At 46.3% G+C, this 18022-nt stretch carries 16 protein-coding genes and 1 other annotated feature; of the genes, 4 read left to right on the top strand and 12 right to left on the bottom strand.

The annotated features are described in order from the left end of the window. Positions 1–62 precede the first annotated feature (62 nt). The 6 genes from tagD to EXIG_RS03190 form a co-directional block, all read right to left on the bottom strand. Positions 63–452, bottom strand: coding sequence for a glycerol-3-phosphate cytidylyltransferase (gene tagD, locus EXIG_RS03215; protein WP_012369498.1), 390 nt, complete (start codon positions 450–452; stop codon positions 63–65). Next, the gene (locus EXIG_RS03210; RefSeq protein ID WP_012369497.1) at positions 449–1669 is read right to left on the bottom strand and encodes a CDP-glycerol glycerophosphotransferase family protein; all 1221 of its coding nucleotides are present in this window, start codon (positions 1667–1669) and stop codon (positions 449–451) included. Before EXIG_RS03210 ends, tagD begins: the two co-directional genes overlap by 4 nt. Before the next feature lie 68 nt (positions 1670–1737). Further along, positions 1738–3120, bottom strand: coding sequence for an aldehyde dehydrogenase (locus EXIG_RS03205; RefSeq protein WP_012369496.1), 1383 nt, complete (start codon positions 3118–3120; stop codon positions 1738–1740). Between the two features lie 102 nt (positions 3121–3222). Then, a complete protein-coding gene (gene deoD / locus EXIG_RS03200) occupies positions 3223–3930 on the bottom strand; it encodes a purine-nucleoside phosphorylase (protein ID WP_012369495.1) in 708 nt (235 codons plus the stop codon). A 25-nt stretch (positions 3931–3955) separates the two neighbouring features. Continuing rightward, positions 3956–4660: a response regulator transcription factor gene (locus EXIG_RS03195; protein WP_012369494.1), complete on the bottom strand. Its 705-nt coding sequence runs from the start codon at positions 4658–4660 to the stop codon at positions 3956–3958. Then, positions 4660–6417, bottom strand: coding sequence for a sensor histidine kinase (locus tag EXIG_RS03190; protein ID WP_012369493.1), 1758 nt, complete (start codon positions 6415–6417; stop codon positions 4660–4662). The genes EXIG_RS03195 and EXIG_RS03190 overlap by 1 nt, the downstream gene beginning before the upstream one ends. Positions 6418–6625: 208 nt before the next feature. Here EXIG_RS03190 and EXIG_RS03185 point away from each other — a divergent pair, with 208 nt between their 5' ends. Next, complete coding sequence (locus tag EXIG_RS03185; protein ID WP_012369492.1) at positions 6626–7918, top strand: NCS2 family permease; 1293 nt, start codon at positions 6626–6628, stop codon at positions 7916–7918. A 50-nt stretch (positions 7919–7968) separates the two neighbouring features. On the opposite strand, the gene EXIG_RS03180 is transcribed toward EXIG_RS03185, so the two are convergent. Further along, complete coding sequence (locus tag EXIG_RS03180) at positions 7969–9255, bottom strand: ABC transporter substrate-binding protein (protein ID WP_012369491.1); 1287 nt, start codon at positions 9253–9255, stop codon at positions 7969–7971. A gap of 190 nt (positions 9256–9445) precedes the next feature. On the opposite strand from EXIG_RS03180, the gene EXIG_RS03175 reads away from it, so the two are divergent. Beyond that, on the top strand, positions 9446–10909 hold the full coding sequence (locus tag EXIG_RS03175) for a potassium/proton antiporter (protein WP_012369490.1): 1464 nt from the start codon (positions 9446–9448) through the stop codon (positions 10907–10909). A gap of 40 nt (positions 10910–10949) precedes the next feature. Here EXIG_RS03175 and EXIG_RS03170 read toward each other — a convergent pair whose 3' ends face one another. From EXIG_RS03170 to EXIG_RS03150, 5 genes are all read right to left on the bottom strand, one after another. After that, positions 10950–11543: a DedA family protein gene (locus EXIG_RS03170; RefSeq protein WP_012369489.1), complete on the bottom strand. Its 594-nt coding sequence runs from the start codon at positions 11541–11543 to the stop codon at positions 10950–10952. Positions 11544–11560: 17 nt separating this feature from the next. After that, the gene (locus EXIG_RS03165; RefSeq protein ID WP_012369488.1) at positions 11561–11782 is read right to left on the bottom strand and encodes a hypothetical protein; all 222 of its coding nucleotides are present in this window, start codon (positions 11780–11782) and stop codon (positions 11561–11563) included. 175 nt (positions 11783–11957) lie between these two features. Next, positions 11958–12932: an aspartate--ammonia ligase gene (gene asnA, locus EXIG_RS03160; RefSeq protein ID WP_012369487.1), complete on the bottom strand. Its 975-nt coding sequence runs from the start codon at positions 12930–12932 to the stop codon at positions 11958–11960. A gap of 67 nt (positions 12933–12999) precedes the next feature. Then, positions 13000–13259: a binding site (T-box leader), on the bottom strand. Between the two features lie 143 nt (positions 13260–13402). Further along, positions 13403–14290, bottom strand: a complete 888-nt coding sequence (locus EXIG_RS03155) for a carbohydrate ABC transporter permease (RefSeq protein ID WP_012369486.1) — start codon at positions 14288–14290, stop codon at positions 13403–13405. Next, on the bottom strand, positions 14287–15177 hold the full coding sequence (locus tag EXIG_RS03150; RefSeq protein WP_012369485.1) for a carbohydrate ABC transporter permease: 891 nt from the start codon (positions 15175–15177) through the stop codon (positions 14287–14289). The genes EXIG_RS03155 and EXIG_RS03150 overlap by 4 nt, the downstream gene beginning before the upstream one ends. Before the next feature lie 167 nt (positions 15178–15344). Here EXIG_RS03150 and EXIG_RS03145 point away from each other — a divergent pair, with 167 nt between their 5' ends. Further along, complete coding sequence (locus tag EXIG_RS03145; RefSeq protein WP_012369484.1) at positions 15345–17024, top strand: formate--tetrahydrofolate ligase; 1680 nt, start codon at positions 15345–15347, stop codon at positions 17022–17024. A gap of 10 nt (positions 17025–17034) precedes the next feature. After that, positions 17035–18006 carry an alpha/beta fold hydrolase gene (locus EXIG_RS03140; RefSeq protein ID WP_012369483.1) on the top strand — a complete coding sequence of 324 codons (972 nt, stop codon included), beginning with the start codon at positions 17035–17037 and terminating at the stop codon, positions 18004–18006. The last annotated feature ends 16 nt before the right edge of the window (positions 18007–18022 follow it).

Here is an 18022-nt window from a genome sequence, read left to right as displayed (position 1 = left end):
CCCTCACGTTACTCCCCCCTTTCCATGAAGAAAGACCGCACGCGAGGTGTGGTCTTTTTTCATCAACCTTTTCCTAACTCCGTTTTAATCTGGCTTGTCGAAATGCCTTCCGTCCGGCTAAGGTAAACGACTTCACAATATTCTTTCAAGAAGTCGAATTCGCCGGCCCAGTCGTCACCCATGACGAATGTATCGATTTGGTGCTCTTGTACATCCGTGATTTTTTGATCCCAGTTATTTTCGGCAATGACTTCGTCCACGTAGCGAATCGATTCCAAAATCAATTTGCGGTTTTCGAAACTGTGATATGACTCTTTGTGTTTTAAGCGATTGAACTCGTCCGTAGAAATCGCAACTACTAAATAATCGCCCATTTCCTTTGCCCGTTTGAGGATGTTGATATGTCCCCAGTGCAGTAAATCAAATGTGCCGTACGTGATGACTTTTTTCATGATGATTCTCCTTTATGCTGATTGCTGACAGGTTGTAACAGACGTTGATAGGCTTGTACAGACGCGGTTCCGTCATCCCACTGGCAAAATTTCTTTTCAAATGCGTCAAATGCCGGACCGTATCGATCGCTCCATTCGTGCAACCGGTCAATCTCTTCAAATAGCCGTGATTGCTGTAAAACAAGCGGACCCGGGGCTTCCTGCTCAAAGTCAAAATAAAATCCGCGCAGTTGATCCCGGTAGTGTTCTAAGTCATACGTGTAAAAAATCATTGGTCGTTTCAGATGGGCATAGTCAAACATGACGGATGAATAATCCGTGACCATGGCATCTGCCGCAATGTACAGTTCTGAAATATCCGGATAATCCGAAGCATTACGGACAGAAGGATAACCCGCCGTATCGACTTGATCCGCTACCAAATAATGCATCCGGATCAATAACGTATATTCAGTACCAAATTGTTTCTCAAACTGCTCCAGCGAAAACGGCAGCTTAAAGGAATAAGACCCTTTCGCCACGTACTCATTGTCTCGCCATGTCGGCGCATACAAAATGATTTTCTTCGTCCGGTCGATGTTGTAACGGGAATAGACCCGTTCGCGTATTTCCGGATGCCGTTTCGTCTCGTAAAACAAATCATTCCGCGGATAACCGATTTCGAGCAATTCACCGGAAAAATCAAATGCCCGTCGAAAAATCCGACTCGAATAAGCATTCGGTGAAATCAACAGATCCCATTTGGATGCTTCACGTGCAAAGTCCCGCTTGTAGCGTTCGGTCGTCGTATCGGCCATCTGTACATCATCCATGTCGAGCGCCAGTTTTTTAAGCGGCGTCCCGTGCCACGTTTGTAAGTAGATGGTCCCTTTACGTTTGAACAACCAGGAAGGAAGCCTGCTGTTCGAAACCCAGACCCGCGACGTGGCGAGCAGATAAATCCAACGAATCGTCATCCGATTAACGGTCCGAACACTTGGATCATCGAAGACACGGTGTCGATCTTTACTGAAGATCAATTCATATTCCGGATGGTCTTTTTTCAGCGCTTCGTAGATCGAACGTGGATTGTCACTGTATTGTTTCCCTAAAAAGCTTTCAAACAGGAAACGATTTGGATGAACCGGTAAACACGCAAATACCCGCATCACGAGATGCAATCCCGTTTCGACCAGCTTCGTTCTCTTAATCATCCACTGACGTAATTGACGTTTCAAAACTTATACCCCTTAATTTAACAAAAAATTTACTTTTATAGAATTTCATATAAATCAAACCTCAACCATCATAACAAAAAGCGCATCCATTTGGAATCAGTATTTGAACGCATATAACGGAATGGTAAATCAAACTTCGTCGTATTGTGCACCAGCCCTTTTCGATGGCTGAACGTTTCGAAACTGTATTTGCCGTGATATCCGCCGATTCCACTGGCACCGACACCGCCAAACGGTAAATTATGCTGTGCGACATGCATGAGTGTATCGTTCACGCATCCGCCGCCAAAGGAAATCCGGTTCAAGACACGTTCCTTCACGAATTCATTTTCTGTAAACAGATAAAGGGCCAACGGTTTGTCACGATCCGTGACAAAGGTGATGACATCTTCGATTTCGTCATATACGAGCACCGGTAAAATCGGACCAAAGATTTCTTCCTGCATCAATTTCGAATCAAGAGGAACGTTCGTCATAACGGTCGGAGCCATTTTTCTTGTTTCCGGATCGACTTGTCCGCCGAATTCGATGTTTCCTTGCTCGAGATATCCTGTCAATCGTTCCAAGTGACCGTCCGAAACGATTTTGACATAGGACCCCACGCCGACTCCATTGCCATACTGGGAGAACGCCTCTTCTTCAATCAAACGAAGAAATGTTTCCTGGACGTCCCGATGAACAAAAACATAGTCCGGAGCGATACATGTTTGCCCGGCATTTAACCATTTTCCCCAGGCAATCCGTTTGGCCGCGAGTCTTAAATCTGCATCCTTGTGGATAATCGTCGGAGACTTGCCGCCCAGTTCAAGCGTGACCGGCGTCAAATGTTTGGCAGCTGCTTGATGAACGATTTTACCGACACGAGTCGAGCCGGTAAAGAAGATATAATCAAACTTCTCTTCCAACACAGCTGTACTTACTTCCGCGTCGCCTTCGATCACGACACCAAAACGCTCATGAAACGCCGTCTCAAACACTTCCCGCAACACACGCGAGACGTTTGGTGTCAATTCCGAAGGTTTTAGAACAACGGTATTCCCAGCTGCAATCGCACCTACGACAGGGGCAAGGGCCAGTTGGAAAGGGTAATTCCAAGGTGCGATGACGAGCACGTTTCCGTAAGGCTCAAAACGGATTTCGCTTTTTGATCCGAAATGCAACAACGGCGTTTTGACTCGCCGTGGTTTTGCAAGACGGCGCAATTGTTTTTCCATCCGATTGATTTCGCCGTAGACAAAACCGATTTCTGTCGTAAACGCGTCTTGACGTCCTTTATTCAAGTCGACTTTCAAGGCATCGTAAATGGCTTCTTCATGTGTTTCAATTGCTTGTTTCAAGAACGTCAACATACTTAAACGAAAAGCAATGCTTCGTGTCGCGCCTGTCTTAAAGAAACCCCGTTGTACTTCAATCTGGCGTGCTACATCCAATCCCGTTGTCGTCAATCCCATCCTTAAATCCCCCTTGTGAGCTCATTCATTTCTACCTTCTCATTCTACCATAGCTGTCAGGGCAAATAAAAAAAAGCGGAGAGTCTTTTCTCCGCCTTTCGTTTACAGTTGGATTGCTGTTTCAAGTGCGACTTTCATCATGTCGTTAAACGTCGTTTGACGTTCTTCTGCTGTTGTCTCTTCACCCGTCAACAAGTGATCGGAAATCGTCAAGATCGTCAAGGCGTTGACTTTATGTTTGGCCGCAAGTGTGTAGAGGCCTGCCGCTTCCATCTCGATTGCGAGGCAACCGAAGTCCGCCCATTTTTTGAAATGGTGGAAATCATCTTGATAAAATTGATCTGTCGTAAAGATTTGACCCACTTTTGCGTCGATTCCGTGCTCTTTCGCTGTCATATACGCTTTGTGCAATAAGTCAAACGATGCTGTCGGCGCGTAATCGAGTCCGTTGAAGCGGACGCGGTTTTGTGCCATATCGTGTGATGCACTCATGGCGATGACGACGTCGCGAACTTTGACGTCCGGTGTAATTCCGCCGGCAGTACCGACACGAATCAGGTTTTTTGCGCCGTATGATTGAACGAGTTCATTGGCGTAAATCGACATCGAAGGAACGCCCATACCAGTTCCTTGGACCGAAACTTTTTTACCTTTATACGTTCCTGTAAATCCATACATTCCGCGGACTTCGTTATAAAGAACGACATCCTCTAAAAATGTATCGGCAATATATTTTGCACGAAGTGGATCTCCTGGAAGTAATACGGTTTCTGCAATCTGACCTTCTGCTGCGTTAATGTGTACGCTCATGTACGATTCCTCCTCTAAATAGTGACTAAACCGACAACAACTCTCGGAACTCATTCGGAGTCATTCCGAATTGCTTTTTAAAGACTTTCCGAAAATATTTATCATCATGGTATCCGACTTCAAGCGCAATCTCGTAAATCCGGGCATCCGTCTCACCCAGCAATTCTTTTGCCCGATTTAAACGGATGGTTTGAATATAATCCGATAGATTAACGGAAAAACGCTGTTTGAATCGTCTTGAAATGTATTCTCGACTTAGATAAAAGCGTTCACTCATGAGTTGAAGCGTTAGTTCTTCCGCATAATGTGTCGAAATGTATTTTGCAATTTGATCAATCGCTTCGCCTTGTTCTTGAACAGGACCGATCAATTCCATCGCGCGCCCGAGAGCATCATTCAAAATATCAGGATCAATCGGCTTAAGTAAGTAATCAAACGATTGGTGCAAAATCGCCCGACGCATATACGTATAATCATCATACCCTGTCAATACAATCGTGACGACCTTTGGATGATGATTTTTTGTCCATTCGAGTAAACTTAGTCCGTCGAGTCCGGGCATTTCGACATCCGTCAACATCAAATCGATTTTTTCCTGTTCCAAGAAACGTTTGGCAGTGACCCCGTCATCCGCTTCAAAGATATTACCAATCTGCCAGGTATCCCATTCTCCAAGCAATTTCACCGCGTCGCGCACATGTTTTTCGTCGTCTACGATCAATACATTCATCATAGTTCCTCCTGTTCAACGGGAATTCGAATGACGATTCTAAAACCACCTTCAGCCGGAGACTGCAGGATCATGCTGGCTTCTTCTCCATAAAAGATTAATAGACGTTCGTAGATGTTGTGAAGACCGATCCCGGACGTTTGACGGTCTTCCGGTCGGCGGTGCATCCGCATCGTTTGATCAATACTTTCTAGTTTTGCTGCTTCCATGACTGAACCGCTGTTTTCGACTTGAATGATGAGTTGGTCACCATCGCTTCTGACTTTATAGGCGAGGTAATTTTCCGTCGCATCTGCCTGTTGATTAAACGCATGCTTAAAATAATTTTCAGCAAAGGGTTGTAAAATCATTTTCGGGATCTCAATCGAATTCATGTGCCACGGCACATCGACGATATAACGGAACCGATCCGGAAAACGTTGCTGCTGAAGACGCATGTAGGATTGAAGATGATCGACTTCCTGCTTCAGCGTGACAATCGTCTGTTCATTATTCATGGAATAACGCATCATCTGCGACAATCCTGTAATCGAACGATATGCGATTTTCCGGTCACCCTGTAATGTAGTCGTTCCGATCGATTGCAAGGCATTAAACAAGAAATGAGGATTTAATTGAGATTGTAAAGCCCGCAATTCGTTTGTCCGGTTTTCAAGTGCCAGACGGTATTCCCGTTTGATCAGCCGGTCGATTCGTTGAATCATCCGCTGGAATTGCCGATTCAGCAACCCAATCTCATCGTTGGTCGTCGCAACGAATTGTGCCGATAAATCACCCTGTTCGACACGCCAAACGTTTGCTGTCAGCTGTTTGATCGGCTTCGTGATTTTAAGGGCTGCAAGACTGGCCGCGATAATCATCAAGACTAACGAGCCGATTCCGATCAAAATTAAAATCAGCGCTGTTTCATTGGCACCTTTGACGACCGATGCATATGGGGTCGTCTTGATCAGTGTAATGGGAACTCCTTGTGTTGTCGTTTTGGCATACACGATAAAGGAGTCTCCGACGCGCATGCTCCCACTCTTGCCCGTCAATCGGTCATTCGTGACCGGAAGTTCTTTGCCTGTTTTCGCAATCAGTTGGTTTCCATTCAACAACCAAAGCGATTCACCGGGAAAATTTTCGAACAGCTTCAATTGTTGTTCAAAGACACTCGTCGGAATGTCGACTGAAAGAAAACCGAGCGGTTCATCCGTTTCCACCCGATTGATCCGGTAACGGAAGCTGACGATTTCTTTCTCATCCAAAATCATCGTATGTGTATTATAGGCGGCAATCTGATGTGCCGGATCAATCAGCCATCCGTTTTTTTGTTTCATCAAACGAAAATAATCGGTCTCCTGCAGCCAATCAAACTTTCCCCGGCTTGATGTTTTCATGTTATAGACCGAGTACTCCGAATTTCCTTTTAAGATGACAAAATGAAGCTGCTCAATGTCTTGTCTTGATAAAAAAAGTCCGAGCAACGCCCGTGAAATCACACCTTCCGATTCACTGAGCTCGGCATCTGCGCCGACGTTCATAATATTGAGTAAGGAGCGATTGGCATACAAACTTGTCGGCAACCGTCTTACATCTTCCATATAATGACTGATTTGGTTGCTTCCTCTTTTCAAACCGCTCAAGCTCGAACGTTCCGCCTGCTCGATGTTCTGGTGGCGCACATAGAGATAAGAAGCTGATGTAGCAAGCGTCGTCGGAATCAGAATTGCTAAGACGACAAGTCGGATCAAACGTGTTCGGATGCTCTTCATCGCCGTCTCCTCCATCCTTTTTCTTCTAATAAGTAGTATAGCATAGCTGTATCCGCTTACATGTATGTCTTTTATTTGTTTATACCCGTTGTCATTTACTCCAATTTAGATTAACCGAAAAACAATACTTGATTCCGAATGAATATTGATATAACATCGTTAATGTTCGTTTTTAACAAACTTTTGAGATTAAGGTGGTCTTTGACTCATGTTTAAACTTTCAGCACACGATACAACGGTCAAACGTGAAATTCAAGCTGGTTTTATTACGTTCATCACGATGGCCTATATTCTTTTCGTCAACCCGACTATTTTATCGGAAGCAGGCATTCCGCAGGATCAAGCTTTCTCGGCAACGATCGTCGCTACTTTGATCGGGACATTGTTGATGGGCTTTTATGCCAACCTGCCGATTGCGGTGGCACCGGGAATGGGCTTAAACGCTTATTTCACTTATACGCTCGTCATCGGCGAAAAAATTCCTTACCAAACAGCTTTATCCGTCGTTTTTGTCGCCGGAATCATCTTCCTTTTGTTATCCTTGTCTCCTTTACGGACGAAATTAATCGAAGTCATTCCAACTACGATTAAGTTAGCTATCACCGGAGGAATCGGTTTATTCATTGCTTCCCTCGGTTTAAAGATGTCCGGTATTCTTGTGGCCGATCCGGCTACCTTGATTACAATCGGCTCTTTGACGTCACCGGAAGCCCTGATTACGCTGGTCGGATTACTCGTAGCCGCCATTCTGACGGTGAAACGTGTTCCGGGTGGTCTATTGTATGCGATGGTCCTGTCCGGAGTACTCGCTTTCTTAACAGGTGAATTGACGTTCTCAAAAACCTTGATTGCTTTGCCGACTTTACCGGAAGGAATTCTTGTCGCGAATCCGCTCTCTGCGGTTCAAGACGTCATTCAATATGGTCTATTCAGTGGTGTCCTTTCGTTTGTCCTCGTCACGATGTTTGATACGACCGGAACAATGGTCGCAGTCGGCGAACAGGCCGGACTGATCGAAGAAGACGGTTCTCTTAAGAACAGCGAACGTGCTCTGTTGTCTGATTCAACGGCAATGATTGTCGGATCGATGTTTGGAACCAGTCCAACGACGGCTTACGTCGAATCTGCTTCCGGTGTCGCAGCCGGTGGACGAACCGGATTGACATCCGTCACGGTCGGCATCTTATTTGCGCTCTCGGCAGTGTTCGGTCCAATCGTTCAATCGATTTCAAGTGTTCCTGCTATTACAGCACCTGCATTACTCCTGGTCGGTGCCTTGATGCTTCAAAATATTAAACAAATCCAGTGGGAAGATTTCAGCGAAGCCTTTACAGCGTTCATGATCATCATCATCATGCCGCTGTCCGGCAGTATCGCAACAGGGATCGCCTTCGGATTCATCATCTATCCGATTATGAAAGCTGTCCAAAAGCAACGCGTTCACTTTTTGATTTATCTGTTCGCTGTTCTCTTCTTCATTCAATTGTTTTTCTTACATTAAATAATAAAAAAACGTGTTGATTCCATTTATTGGAAACAACACGTTTTTTATTATTTCTTCATTTTTTGCCAAGTCTTCGTAAAGTCTTGTAACATCTCTTCTGATGTTTTTTGTTTTCCTACGTATGCCTGCATGATGGCACCAAATTCGTTGACAGCACCGTCCGGATATTTAAACCAGTTCCATGAGATGGTTTTATCTTCTTTAGAGTACTTGATGATATCGTCAGCAAGTGGTCCAAGATCGGCTGCTTCGATTGATTTGAACGCCGGGATAAACTTGAATTTGTTGACCATATAATCTTTTCCTGTATCAGATGTCGCCATCCACTCGAGGAACTTTTTACCTTCTTCTTTATTTTTCGAGTTTTTGTTGACGACCCAGTTATTCGGTACGCCGACCGGAAGTCGATCCATTTTTTCTTTGTCATCATTGATCGGCATCGGAATGAAGCCCATCTCGATATCCGGATTGACATCCGTAATCAATTGTTGCGCCCAGTTTCCTTGTTGGATCATTGCTGTTTTTCCTTCAGCAAACTGTGAAACTTGTGTATTGTAATCTGTCGTCAACGGATTTTTGTTTCCGTACTCGATCGTTAAATCAAACAGATTCATGAACTCTTTAAATTGTTTATTGTCTTCGAACTTCCCTTTGCCGGAATTCAGATCGGCGATGAACTGATCCGGATCATCCTGTTGGGCCATCGGGATATTCATCAAGTGATTTCCAAGAATCCACCACTCGCCGTATCCGATCGAGAATGGTGTCACGCCGTCCGCTTTCAGCTTCTTGGACGCTTCTGTTAATTCTGTTAACGTTTTCGGCAACTCTGTAATACCGGCTTTCTTGAAGATTTCTTTGTTGTAAATGAAACCGTAACCTTCCAAGTTCATCGGCATACCATACAGTTTCCCGTCAATTGTCATCGGTTCTTTTGATAGGTCTGTTAAATCACTGACCCACTTTTCATCCGAAAGATCTTCCAGCTTATCTTGCCATGTTTTCGCTTCTGTAAATCCACCGTTGTTGAAAACATCCGGTTCGTTACCCGAAGCAAACTGAGATTTCAAGGCGGCGCCATAATCCGATCCGCCGCCGACTGTTTGAACGACGACTTTTACGCCCGTTTCTTTTTCATACGCCTTTGCCATCTTTTCCATGTCTTTTGCGATTTCAGCTTTAAATTGGAATACGTTGAGGGTCTTCCCGTCCTTAGAAGAGCCACTGTCCTTTGAGTCATCACTATTGAGTGTTCCACCGCCACCACATGCTGCAAGTGCTACGACCATTGCGGTCGTCATAACTGGTAGTGCTGCCCATTTACGTTTACGCATTCGGATACCTCCCTGATTTTCGAGTTGATACTCGTGCTACGCTTTTACAATAAATGAAAACGCTTGCAATAAAAACGGATAATTTTGTCCGGTGCGGTGGAAAATATTGAACAATCGTTATCCGACAAAAAAACTCGGGATTAGTGTATGATGAAAGTAGTTATGATATTCCATGAAGGAGTCTGATGCAATGTCCCTACAGTTCACGATTTTATTAATTGGCTTATTGTTGTTTACAGCAGTCTGGACGACGAAATTGTCGAGTCGTCTCAATATTCCGGCTCTCCTGATTTTCATTGCCCTTGGCATGATTGCCGGCAGTGACATTACCGGATTCATCCGGTTTGATGATGCCGAGCTGGCACAGTTACTCGGTACGGTGGCGCTGATCATCATCTTATTCGAGGGAGGTCTTCAAACGGCTTGGAAAGAAGTTAAGACCGAACTCTCACCCTCTCTGTCACTTGCCACGTTTGGTGTCTTCATTGCGACGACAATCGTTGCCGTGGCGTCCCACTACATTCTCGGCTTCAGCTGGGCTAATGCTTTTCTCCTTGGTGCCATTGTCGGATCAACGGATGCTGCCGCGATTTTTTCAGTACTCAGCGGGCAATCCGTCCGGCGAAAAGTCGGTTCAACGTTAGAACTCGAATCCGGGACCAATGATCCGATGGCTGTTTTTTTGACAGTCTTCTTCCTGGAATTCGTGACGAATCCAAAAGAGGCTTCACTCGTTTCCGGCTTAACTTCGTTAGTCTGGGAAATGGTGATCGGTCTACTGCTCGGTCTGTTCATCGGCTGGATTGCTTCGACACTACTTAACCGGATTGATCTCAGTTCCTCGAGCTTTTATCCGATTCTTTTAATGTCGTTCGCCTTTCTTTCGTTCGGTATTGCCGATACGATTCATGCCAGTGGTTTCTTAGCCGTCTATGTGACCGCCATCTACATCAGCAATCATGAATTGGTTTACCGTCAGACGCTTGTCCGTTTTACGATGAGTATGGCGCACTTGGCCCAAATCGGGATGTTTATCGTGCTCGGATTACTCGTCTTCCCGAAGCAGTTGCTTGATCCGCAGGTGATTCTATCCTCGATTGCCCTTGCATTGATTTTAATCTTCATCGCCCGCCCGGTGTCGGTCTGGCTCAGTCTGCTTCCCTTTAAATATTCTTGGCAGGAAAAAGTGTTTGTTTCCTTCGCCGGTTTAAAAGGAGCAGTTCCGATCATTCTTGCGACGTATCCGCTTGTCGCCGGCATCGACAACGCCGGAATGATTTTTAATATCGTCTTTTTCACCGTTCTGTTATCGACGTTAATTCAAGGGAGCATGCTGACGTTCCTCGCCGATCGCCTTCATTTGAACGACACGGGTTCTTCCGCCATTCAAACGGTTATCGAGTTCATGTCGATTGGGAAACCGAATGCGGAAATCATCGAATTGACGATTCCGAATTCCCATCCATTCGTCGGGAAAGCCATCATGGATATTGATCTTCCGCAGGAATTTTTAATCACGGCAATCATCCGGGACGACCAAATCGTGACACCTCGTGGAGACACGCTTTTTGAAGGTCGGGATCAGTTGCTTCTATTAACTCCGAAACACCGGATTAAAACGCTCAAACGATTTTTATTCCCTAAAACTCCATGAAAAAAGGGCTGACTTAAATAGTCAGTCCCTTTTTGTATTCTTAACGCTTCGATTTCAAGCGGCGATACATGATGTAGCCGATGATTCCAACGACAATGATGCCGAGAATCCACCATAATTCCTGTTCAAGCCCCTTCAGCATGGACTCTGCCCGTTCCACCCCAAACTTCTCTCCCAGCCAAACATAAAAAAACGAAACCGGGAACAAACCAATGCTCGAGGCGAGGACGTATCGTTTGAACGACAAGTTAAACAGACCACACGGAATCGAGACGACCGAACGGACGACCGGGAAGAAACGACCGAACAAGGCAGACCATGAACCGTATTTCGATACGATTCGTTCTCCCTGAATGATTTCCCGTTCCTTGATCATCAACCATTTTCCGTAGCGAACCAAAATCGGACGTCCGGCGTAACGACCGAGAAAGTAAAATAGCGTCGCGCCCATCAGACTGCCGATGAAACCGATTAGGACAGCTGCCGTCCAACTGATCGTTCCGTTTGAAACATACAGACCGAGTAACGGCAAACCGACTTCAGCCGGAATTAATTCCGTCCCGAGTCCAAGAATCATAATTCCTAAAAACAGCCAGAGATTCGACTCTCCGGCTGAGAATAACCATTCCAGCATCCAACCACTCCTCTAAATCAGCCTCGTGCAGGACGAAGAAGATAATAAATGATGACGACGAGCGTCGTCCAGACTCCTGTAAAAATCCCGATGATTCCGACGATAAAGAAGCCCAGTGCCATCATTGATCCTGTACGCTTGTAATCACGCCACATCGTCCGCAATCCTTTGATGTTAAACCAAAGGAACGCGACGAACAGCAAGGCAAACACTAATCCTGTAATGAGTATCGCTGACATGTCTTCACCTCTCTCTTATTAGTTCATATGCCCATTATAACGTGTTTTCACACGTCTTTCCTCAGTCTGAGGTCGGATGAACTTATTTTGACACATAGAAAAACCGTACTGCCATCCATAAAGTCATGGTCAGCAGTACGGTTTGTCATTATATCTATCAGTACATCACTCGTTCTTACAGCAGGTGCACACCTTGCTCACGGTACGACGCGCGTGTTTCTTCCGACCAGACCGACGCCTGAACTTCACCGATGTGACGTTTCTTCAAGAGGAACATCGCCATCCGGGATTGTCCGATTCCGCCGCCGATTGTCAGTGGAAGTGTTTCTGCCAGTACCCCTTGATGGAACGGGAAATCGAGTTTCGCATGCTCGCCTGTCGTCTCGATTTGTGCGAGTAACGTTTCACGGTCGACACGAATGCCCATCGATGAAAGTTCAAATGCACCGATTTCCGGATGATGGACTAGAATATCGCCGTTGAGTGTCCAGTCATCGTAGTCAGCCGCTCGGCCGTCATGTTTTTCTCCGGACGCTAAGGCTCCACCGATTTGCATCAAGAAGACAGCCCCGTATTCTTTAGTCACTTCCGTCTCACGCTCTTTCGTCGAAAGCGTCGGGTACGCATCTTCCAGTTCCTGTGTCGTCATGAAATGGATCGTTTCCGGTAAGATCGCTTCAATCGCGAGCTGTTCTTCGACTTCACGTTCCACTTGACGAATCGATGCGTAAATCGCTTGCACCGTTTTCTGCAAGTAGTCGATTGTCCGCTCTTCTTTTGAAATCACACGTTCCCAGTCCCACTGATCGACATGGATCGAATGCGTTTCATCCAATACTTCGTCGCGGCGGATGGCATGCATCAATGTGTACAAGCCTTCGCCTTTTGCGAATCCGTATGTGTGGAGTGCCTGGCGTTTCCACTTCGCAAGCGATTGAACGATTTCGAGTTCTGCCTGATGATCAATCGCATCAAAGCGGATGACGCGTTCAGTTCCGTTCAGGTGATCGTTGACTCCGAGTGTGCTTTCGACGAATAACGGTGCTTCGACGCGTGTCAATCCGAGTTGGGCTGAGAATTGCTCCTCAAAGCGTTTTTTTACAAGTGTGATAGCTTCCTGTGTCTGTTTCATCGATACGAGTGTTGTCATGGTAATCTTCCTCCTCAATTGTGTGTTTGAAAAAGAAGCCATAAAAAAGAGCCCTTCTCTCCCAAGAATATGGGACGAAAGACTCGGTTCCGCGGTACCACCCATGTTAACAGCTCAGCTGCTCACTCAAAAGACTGATGATCAATTATCATCTCAATCTTCGGCCATATGATAACGGACAGGCAACTCCGGCTACGCCTACTGACTTCAGTGTTCGGGTAGCGACTCCGGGATGTTCTTCGCAACTTGTTTCCGACTGGGCTCTCACCGCCCCCAGCTCGCTAATCCGGTTTTACAAGATGTTACTCTTCCCTTCAACGTCGTTGTTACAATTGAATTGAGAACATCGTACACCATCCGGCAAGTATTTGAAAAGCCTTTTTTTCAAAAAAAAAATAAAATAATCTGACTAATCAGATTAACCAATCAAAACAAAAACGTTCCCGCAGAAGCGAGAACGCGCTTACATATCACTTGATGGAACCACTCGTAATTCCTTGAATAATTTGCTTTTGCATGGCGAAGAAGAACAGTAACAACGGAATGATCCCAAGAATCAGTCCGGCTAACGCCAAATCCCATTGCTTTGTATATTGGCCGAAGAAATAGAATGTCGCAAGCGGAATCGTCCGCAGTTCGACATCACGTAACATCAGCGATGGTAACAAGAAATCATTCCAAATCCATAGTGTGTTCAGGATGACAATCGTTACCGTGATCGGTTTAAGCAACGGGAAGACGATCCGCCAAAAGACACCCCACTGCGAACAACCGTCGATAATGGCTGCCTCTTCAATCTCTTCCGGAATCGATTTCATGAATCCATGATACAAGAAAATCGATAGACCGGAACCAAAGCCGAGATACATTAAAATCAGACCCCAATAACTGTTTTGCAGTCCGAGATCCCCTGACAGTTTGGACAATGGAATCATAATCGACTGGAATGGAATGATCATCGCGGCGACAAACAGGAAAAAGATAATCGTCGACAGACGGCTTTTGGTCCGAACGAGTTTCCAGGCGGCCATCGAACAGAAAATCACGATGACGGCGTTGGCACCGACCGTGATGATGACGGAGTTCAGGAACACTTTCCCGAAATTCATCGCTTCCCAGGCATTCGTATAGTTTTCCGTAATCCATTCTTTCGGAAGACCCGATGTATTCGTAAAGATATCCCCTTGCGTCTTAAACGAGTTCGAAATGACATAATAAAACGGAATCATATACAACAAACCCATCAACAAAGCGGCAATCTCCACGGTTCCGAGTCGTACGGAATAACGGCCGCGCTTTTTCGGTGCCGGTTGCTCCGGCTTGAGCTCCGGTTTCGGTAAAGGTTGTGCGGTACTCATGCTTCCACCTCCCGTTTTTTCGTCAAGTACACTTGGGTGACGGTAATCGCGGCAACGACCACAAAGAAAATGATGGCTTTGGCGGAACCGAGACCCAGATTATTGTTTGTGAATGACTCTTTATAGATGTTCAGCGCCAGCATTTCCGTTGATTTAAACGGACCGCCGTTCGTGAGCGATAAGTTCGTATCAAATAGTTTGAAGGACCAGGAAATCGTCAGGAACAGACAGATCGTGACCGACGGCATGATCAGCGGAATCGTAATGTTCCGTAACGTCGACAGGCGGTTGGCTCCGTCAATTTTGGCTGCTTCGATCAGTTCCTGCGGGACATTTTGCAAGGCCGCAATATAGATGACCATGATATATCCCCCACCTTGCCAAATCGAAACGATGACAATACCCCAGAAACCGGTTCGAGCGTCACCAAGCCAAGGAAGTTCGAATAAACTCCAACCTGTCAGTTCTCCAATCGAAGCAAATCCTTTAACGTAAATGAACTGCCAGACGAATCCGAGAATCAATCCGCCGATTAAGTTCGGCATGAAGAAAATCGTCCGTAAGAAATTTCGAGTCCGAATATTTTGCGTGAGTAAAAACGCTAAGATAAATCCAACCAGATTCGTTAAAACCACGGCTACGACGGTGTATTTCGTCGTCAGCCAGAAGGACTGTTGGAACTGTTCGTCCACCGTGAACAGCCGGACATAGTTGTCAAACCCAATCCAATTTAACTCACCGGTAATTCCGTTCCAATCCGTGAATGAATACATGACACCATTAAAAAAAGGTACGAGAACGATTACTGCGAACACCAAAAAGACGGGTCCGACAAACATCCAAAATTCAAGTCCGCGCTTTACTTTTTTCTTATTGCTTACTGCCATTGCTCATCCCTCCTCTATCCCTAGACTACGCAACTTTCCATAAAATGAAAACGCAACCATTTGACCCATTGGGTGGAATATATTGAACGATTATTTGGCGTGTCCGTTTCAGATAAGCTACTATTAAGGAAATATAGAGAAACTCATCTTGAGAGGAAGATTACGCCATGGAAAAAACGATTCGTTCTGATTTAGAAATTGCCCAGCAAACCATCCTACGCCCCATCTCCGAAATCGCCGAACATATCGGATTAAATGACGCGGATTATGACACGTACGGAAAATACAAAGCAAAGTTGACAGACGGACTGGTGAAACGATTGGCGACGAAAGCAGATGGAAAACTGATTCTTGTCACGGCAATCAATCCGACGGCTGCCGGAGAAGGAAAATCGACAGTCACGGTCGGACTGGGTCAAGCGTTACACCGACTCAATCATAAGACGATGATTTGCTTGCGCGAACCGTCACTCGGACCAACGATGGGATTAAAAGGCGGAGCATGCGGCGGCGGATACAGCCAGGTCTTGCCGATGGAAGAAATCAACCTTCATTTTACAGGTGATATGCACGCCATCACTTCAGCCCACAACACAATCAGTGCCCTGCTCGATAATCATCTTCATCAAGGCAACGACTTACGGATTGATCCGCGTCGCATCACGTGGAAACGTGTCCTTGATCTGAATGACCGCGCCTTGCGACAAATCACGATTGGACTCGGCGGACCGGCCCACGGCGTTCCGCGTCAGGACGGGTTTGATATCACGGTCGCTTCGGAAATCATGGCTGTTCTCTGCTTAGCGGATTCCATCACGGATTTAGAGAAACGCATCAGCCGAATTGTCGTTGCCTATTCGTACGACCAACAGCCGGTGACAGTCAAGGATATCAAAGCTTCCGGTGCTGCGACATTACTCTTAAAAGAAGCCTTCCGTCCTAATCTTGTCCAGACGGTCGAAGGCACACCGGCTCTAATCCATGGTGGTCCGTTCGCAAATATTGCCCACGGCTGTAACTCGCTGATTGCGACACGTACTGCCTTGAAGCTGAGTGATTATGTCGTTACGGAAGCCGGCTTTGGCGCCGACCTCGGTGCGGAAAAGTTCTTTAACATCAAATCAAGGATTGGTCATTTACATCCGGACGCCGTTGTTGTCGTCGCGACCGTCCGTGCATTGAAAATGCATGGCGGGGTGGCAAAAGATCAATTGGCGGAAGAAAATTTAGCTGCTTTAGTCGAAGGGCTGGCATTGCTCGAGAAACACGTCGAGACAATGGATCTGTTCGGTGTCCCGGCCGTCGTCGCCTTGAATCGTTTCGCAACCGATACCGATACGGAACGCGAGACAGTGCTTGAATGGTGCCGTGAACGGAACATCCGTGTAGCGGAAAGCGAAGTCTTCAGCCAAGGGGGAGCCGGCGGAGAAGCTTTGGCTGAACAGGTCTTTGAGGCTTTGGAGGAAGAGAGTCAGTTTACTCCGCTTTATCCGGCCGAACTGCCGCTGACACAAAAAATCGAACGGATTGCCAAACGAGTGTATGGTGCAGCAGATGTGCATTTCGAAGAAAAGGCATTACGTGAGCTTGAGCGTTGCACCGAACAGGGACTCGGCCATCTGCCGATCTGCATGGCAAAGACTCCCTTCTCGTTGACGGATGATCCAAGCAAGTACGGACGTGTCGAAGGATTTACGATTACTGTCCGTGAAATCAAACCATCCATCGGTGCGGGATTCATCGTCGCCTTGACCGGGAATGTATTAACCATGCCGGGTTTACCGAAAATACCGGCTGCCAATAAGATGGGAATTTCTGAAGACGGAACGATATACGGACTTTCTTAATCAGGGAAGGATGATAGATGTGACAATCGACCATACACACTGGGTTGCATCAGACGGCTATACGACGACGATGCATCTGTTAGAAGCTACTGCTCCGAAAGGGGTCGTCATTGTTTTCCACGGCATGATGGAACATGGCGCGCGCTATCAAGAGTTTGCTGAATTTCTTTATGCCCACCATTATCACACGATCATCCCGGATTTACGTTGTTTCGGTGCACGTGCGCAGCAACTGGAGTCACTGGGGCATTTGGAGCCGAATCATGGTTTTGCGCAACTGATACAGGATGCTGAAGAACTGGTTTACGATATCAAGGACCGTTATCCGGATTTGCCGATTTTCGTATTCGGTCACAGTTTCGGGTCGCTTATTTCAAGACGCCTCGGTCAGACACTTGGTCATGAGCTGGCAGGTATCATTGCAAGCGGTCCTCCGACGGACAGCGGTTTACTTGGAACCGTCAGTCAAAAAATTGTCGGACGTCTCATCGAACAAACTTCTTCTCAGCATCCTGCTGAAGGAATCAGTAAGCTGATTTTCGGACGGTATAACTTACGTTTCTTCCCGGCACTCTCTTCGAATGCCTGGTTATCCTCCGATCCTCAATCGGTCTTACGTTATGATGAAGATCCGTTATCGGGGCAAACCGTCACACTCGGCTTTTTTAACGAATTACTGTCGGCAACCAAATCCGTCAACTCATTGGCTTATCTGTATCAACATCCGCGTCATTTACCGTTGCTGCTGATAGCCGGCGAAGATGACCCGGTCGCTTTCGACGGCAAAGGAATCCACGCCCTGTTTGATGCCTATAACCGGGTTCGTGTCGAAGGGGTGCAACTCACGGTCTACCGTGGATTGCGGCATGAATTATTCCACGAGTTTGAGCGAATCCGTGTTTTTGCGGATATCGCAGGTTGGCTGAACAAGCAGATCGGCTCACATCCGCTTTCTTCACTGCGGAAACAAGGACATCAATAATGAACAAAAGCGAGGT

This window comes from Exiguobacterium artemiae 255-15 (assembly GCF_000019905.1).
GTDB lineage: Bacteria > Bacillota > Bacilli > Exiguobacteriales > Exiguobacteriaceae > Exiguobacterium_A > Exiguobacterium_A artemiae.
The sequence above is the reverse complement of the archived record's forward strand: the minus strand, read 5'-3'. Positions and strand labels throughout refer to the sequence as shown.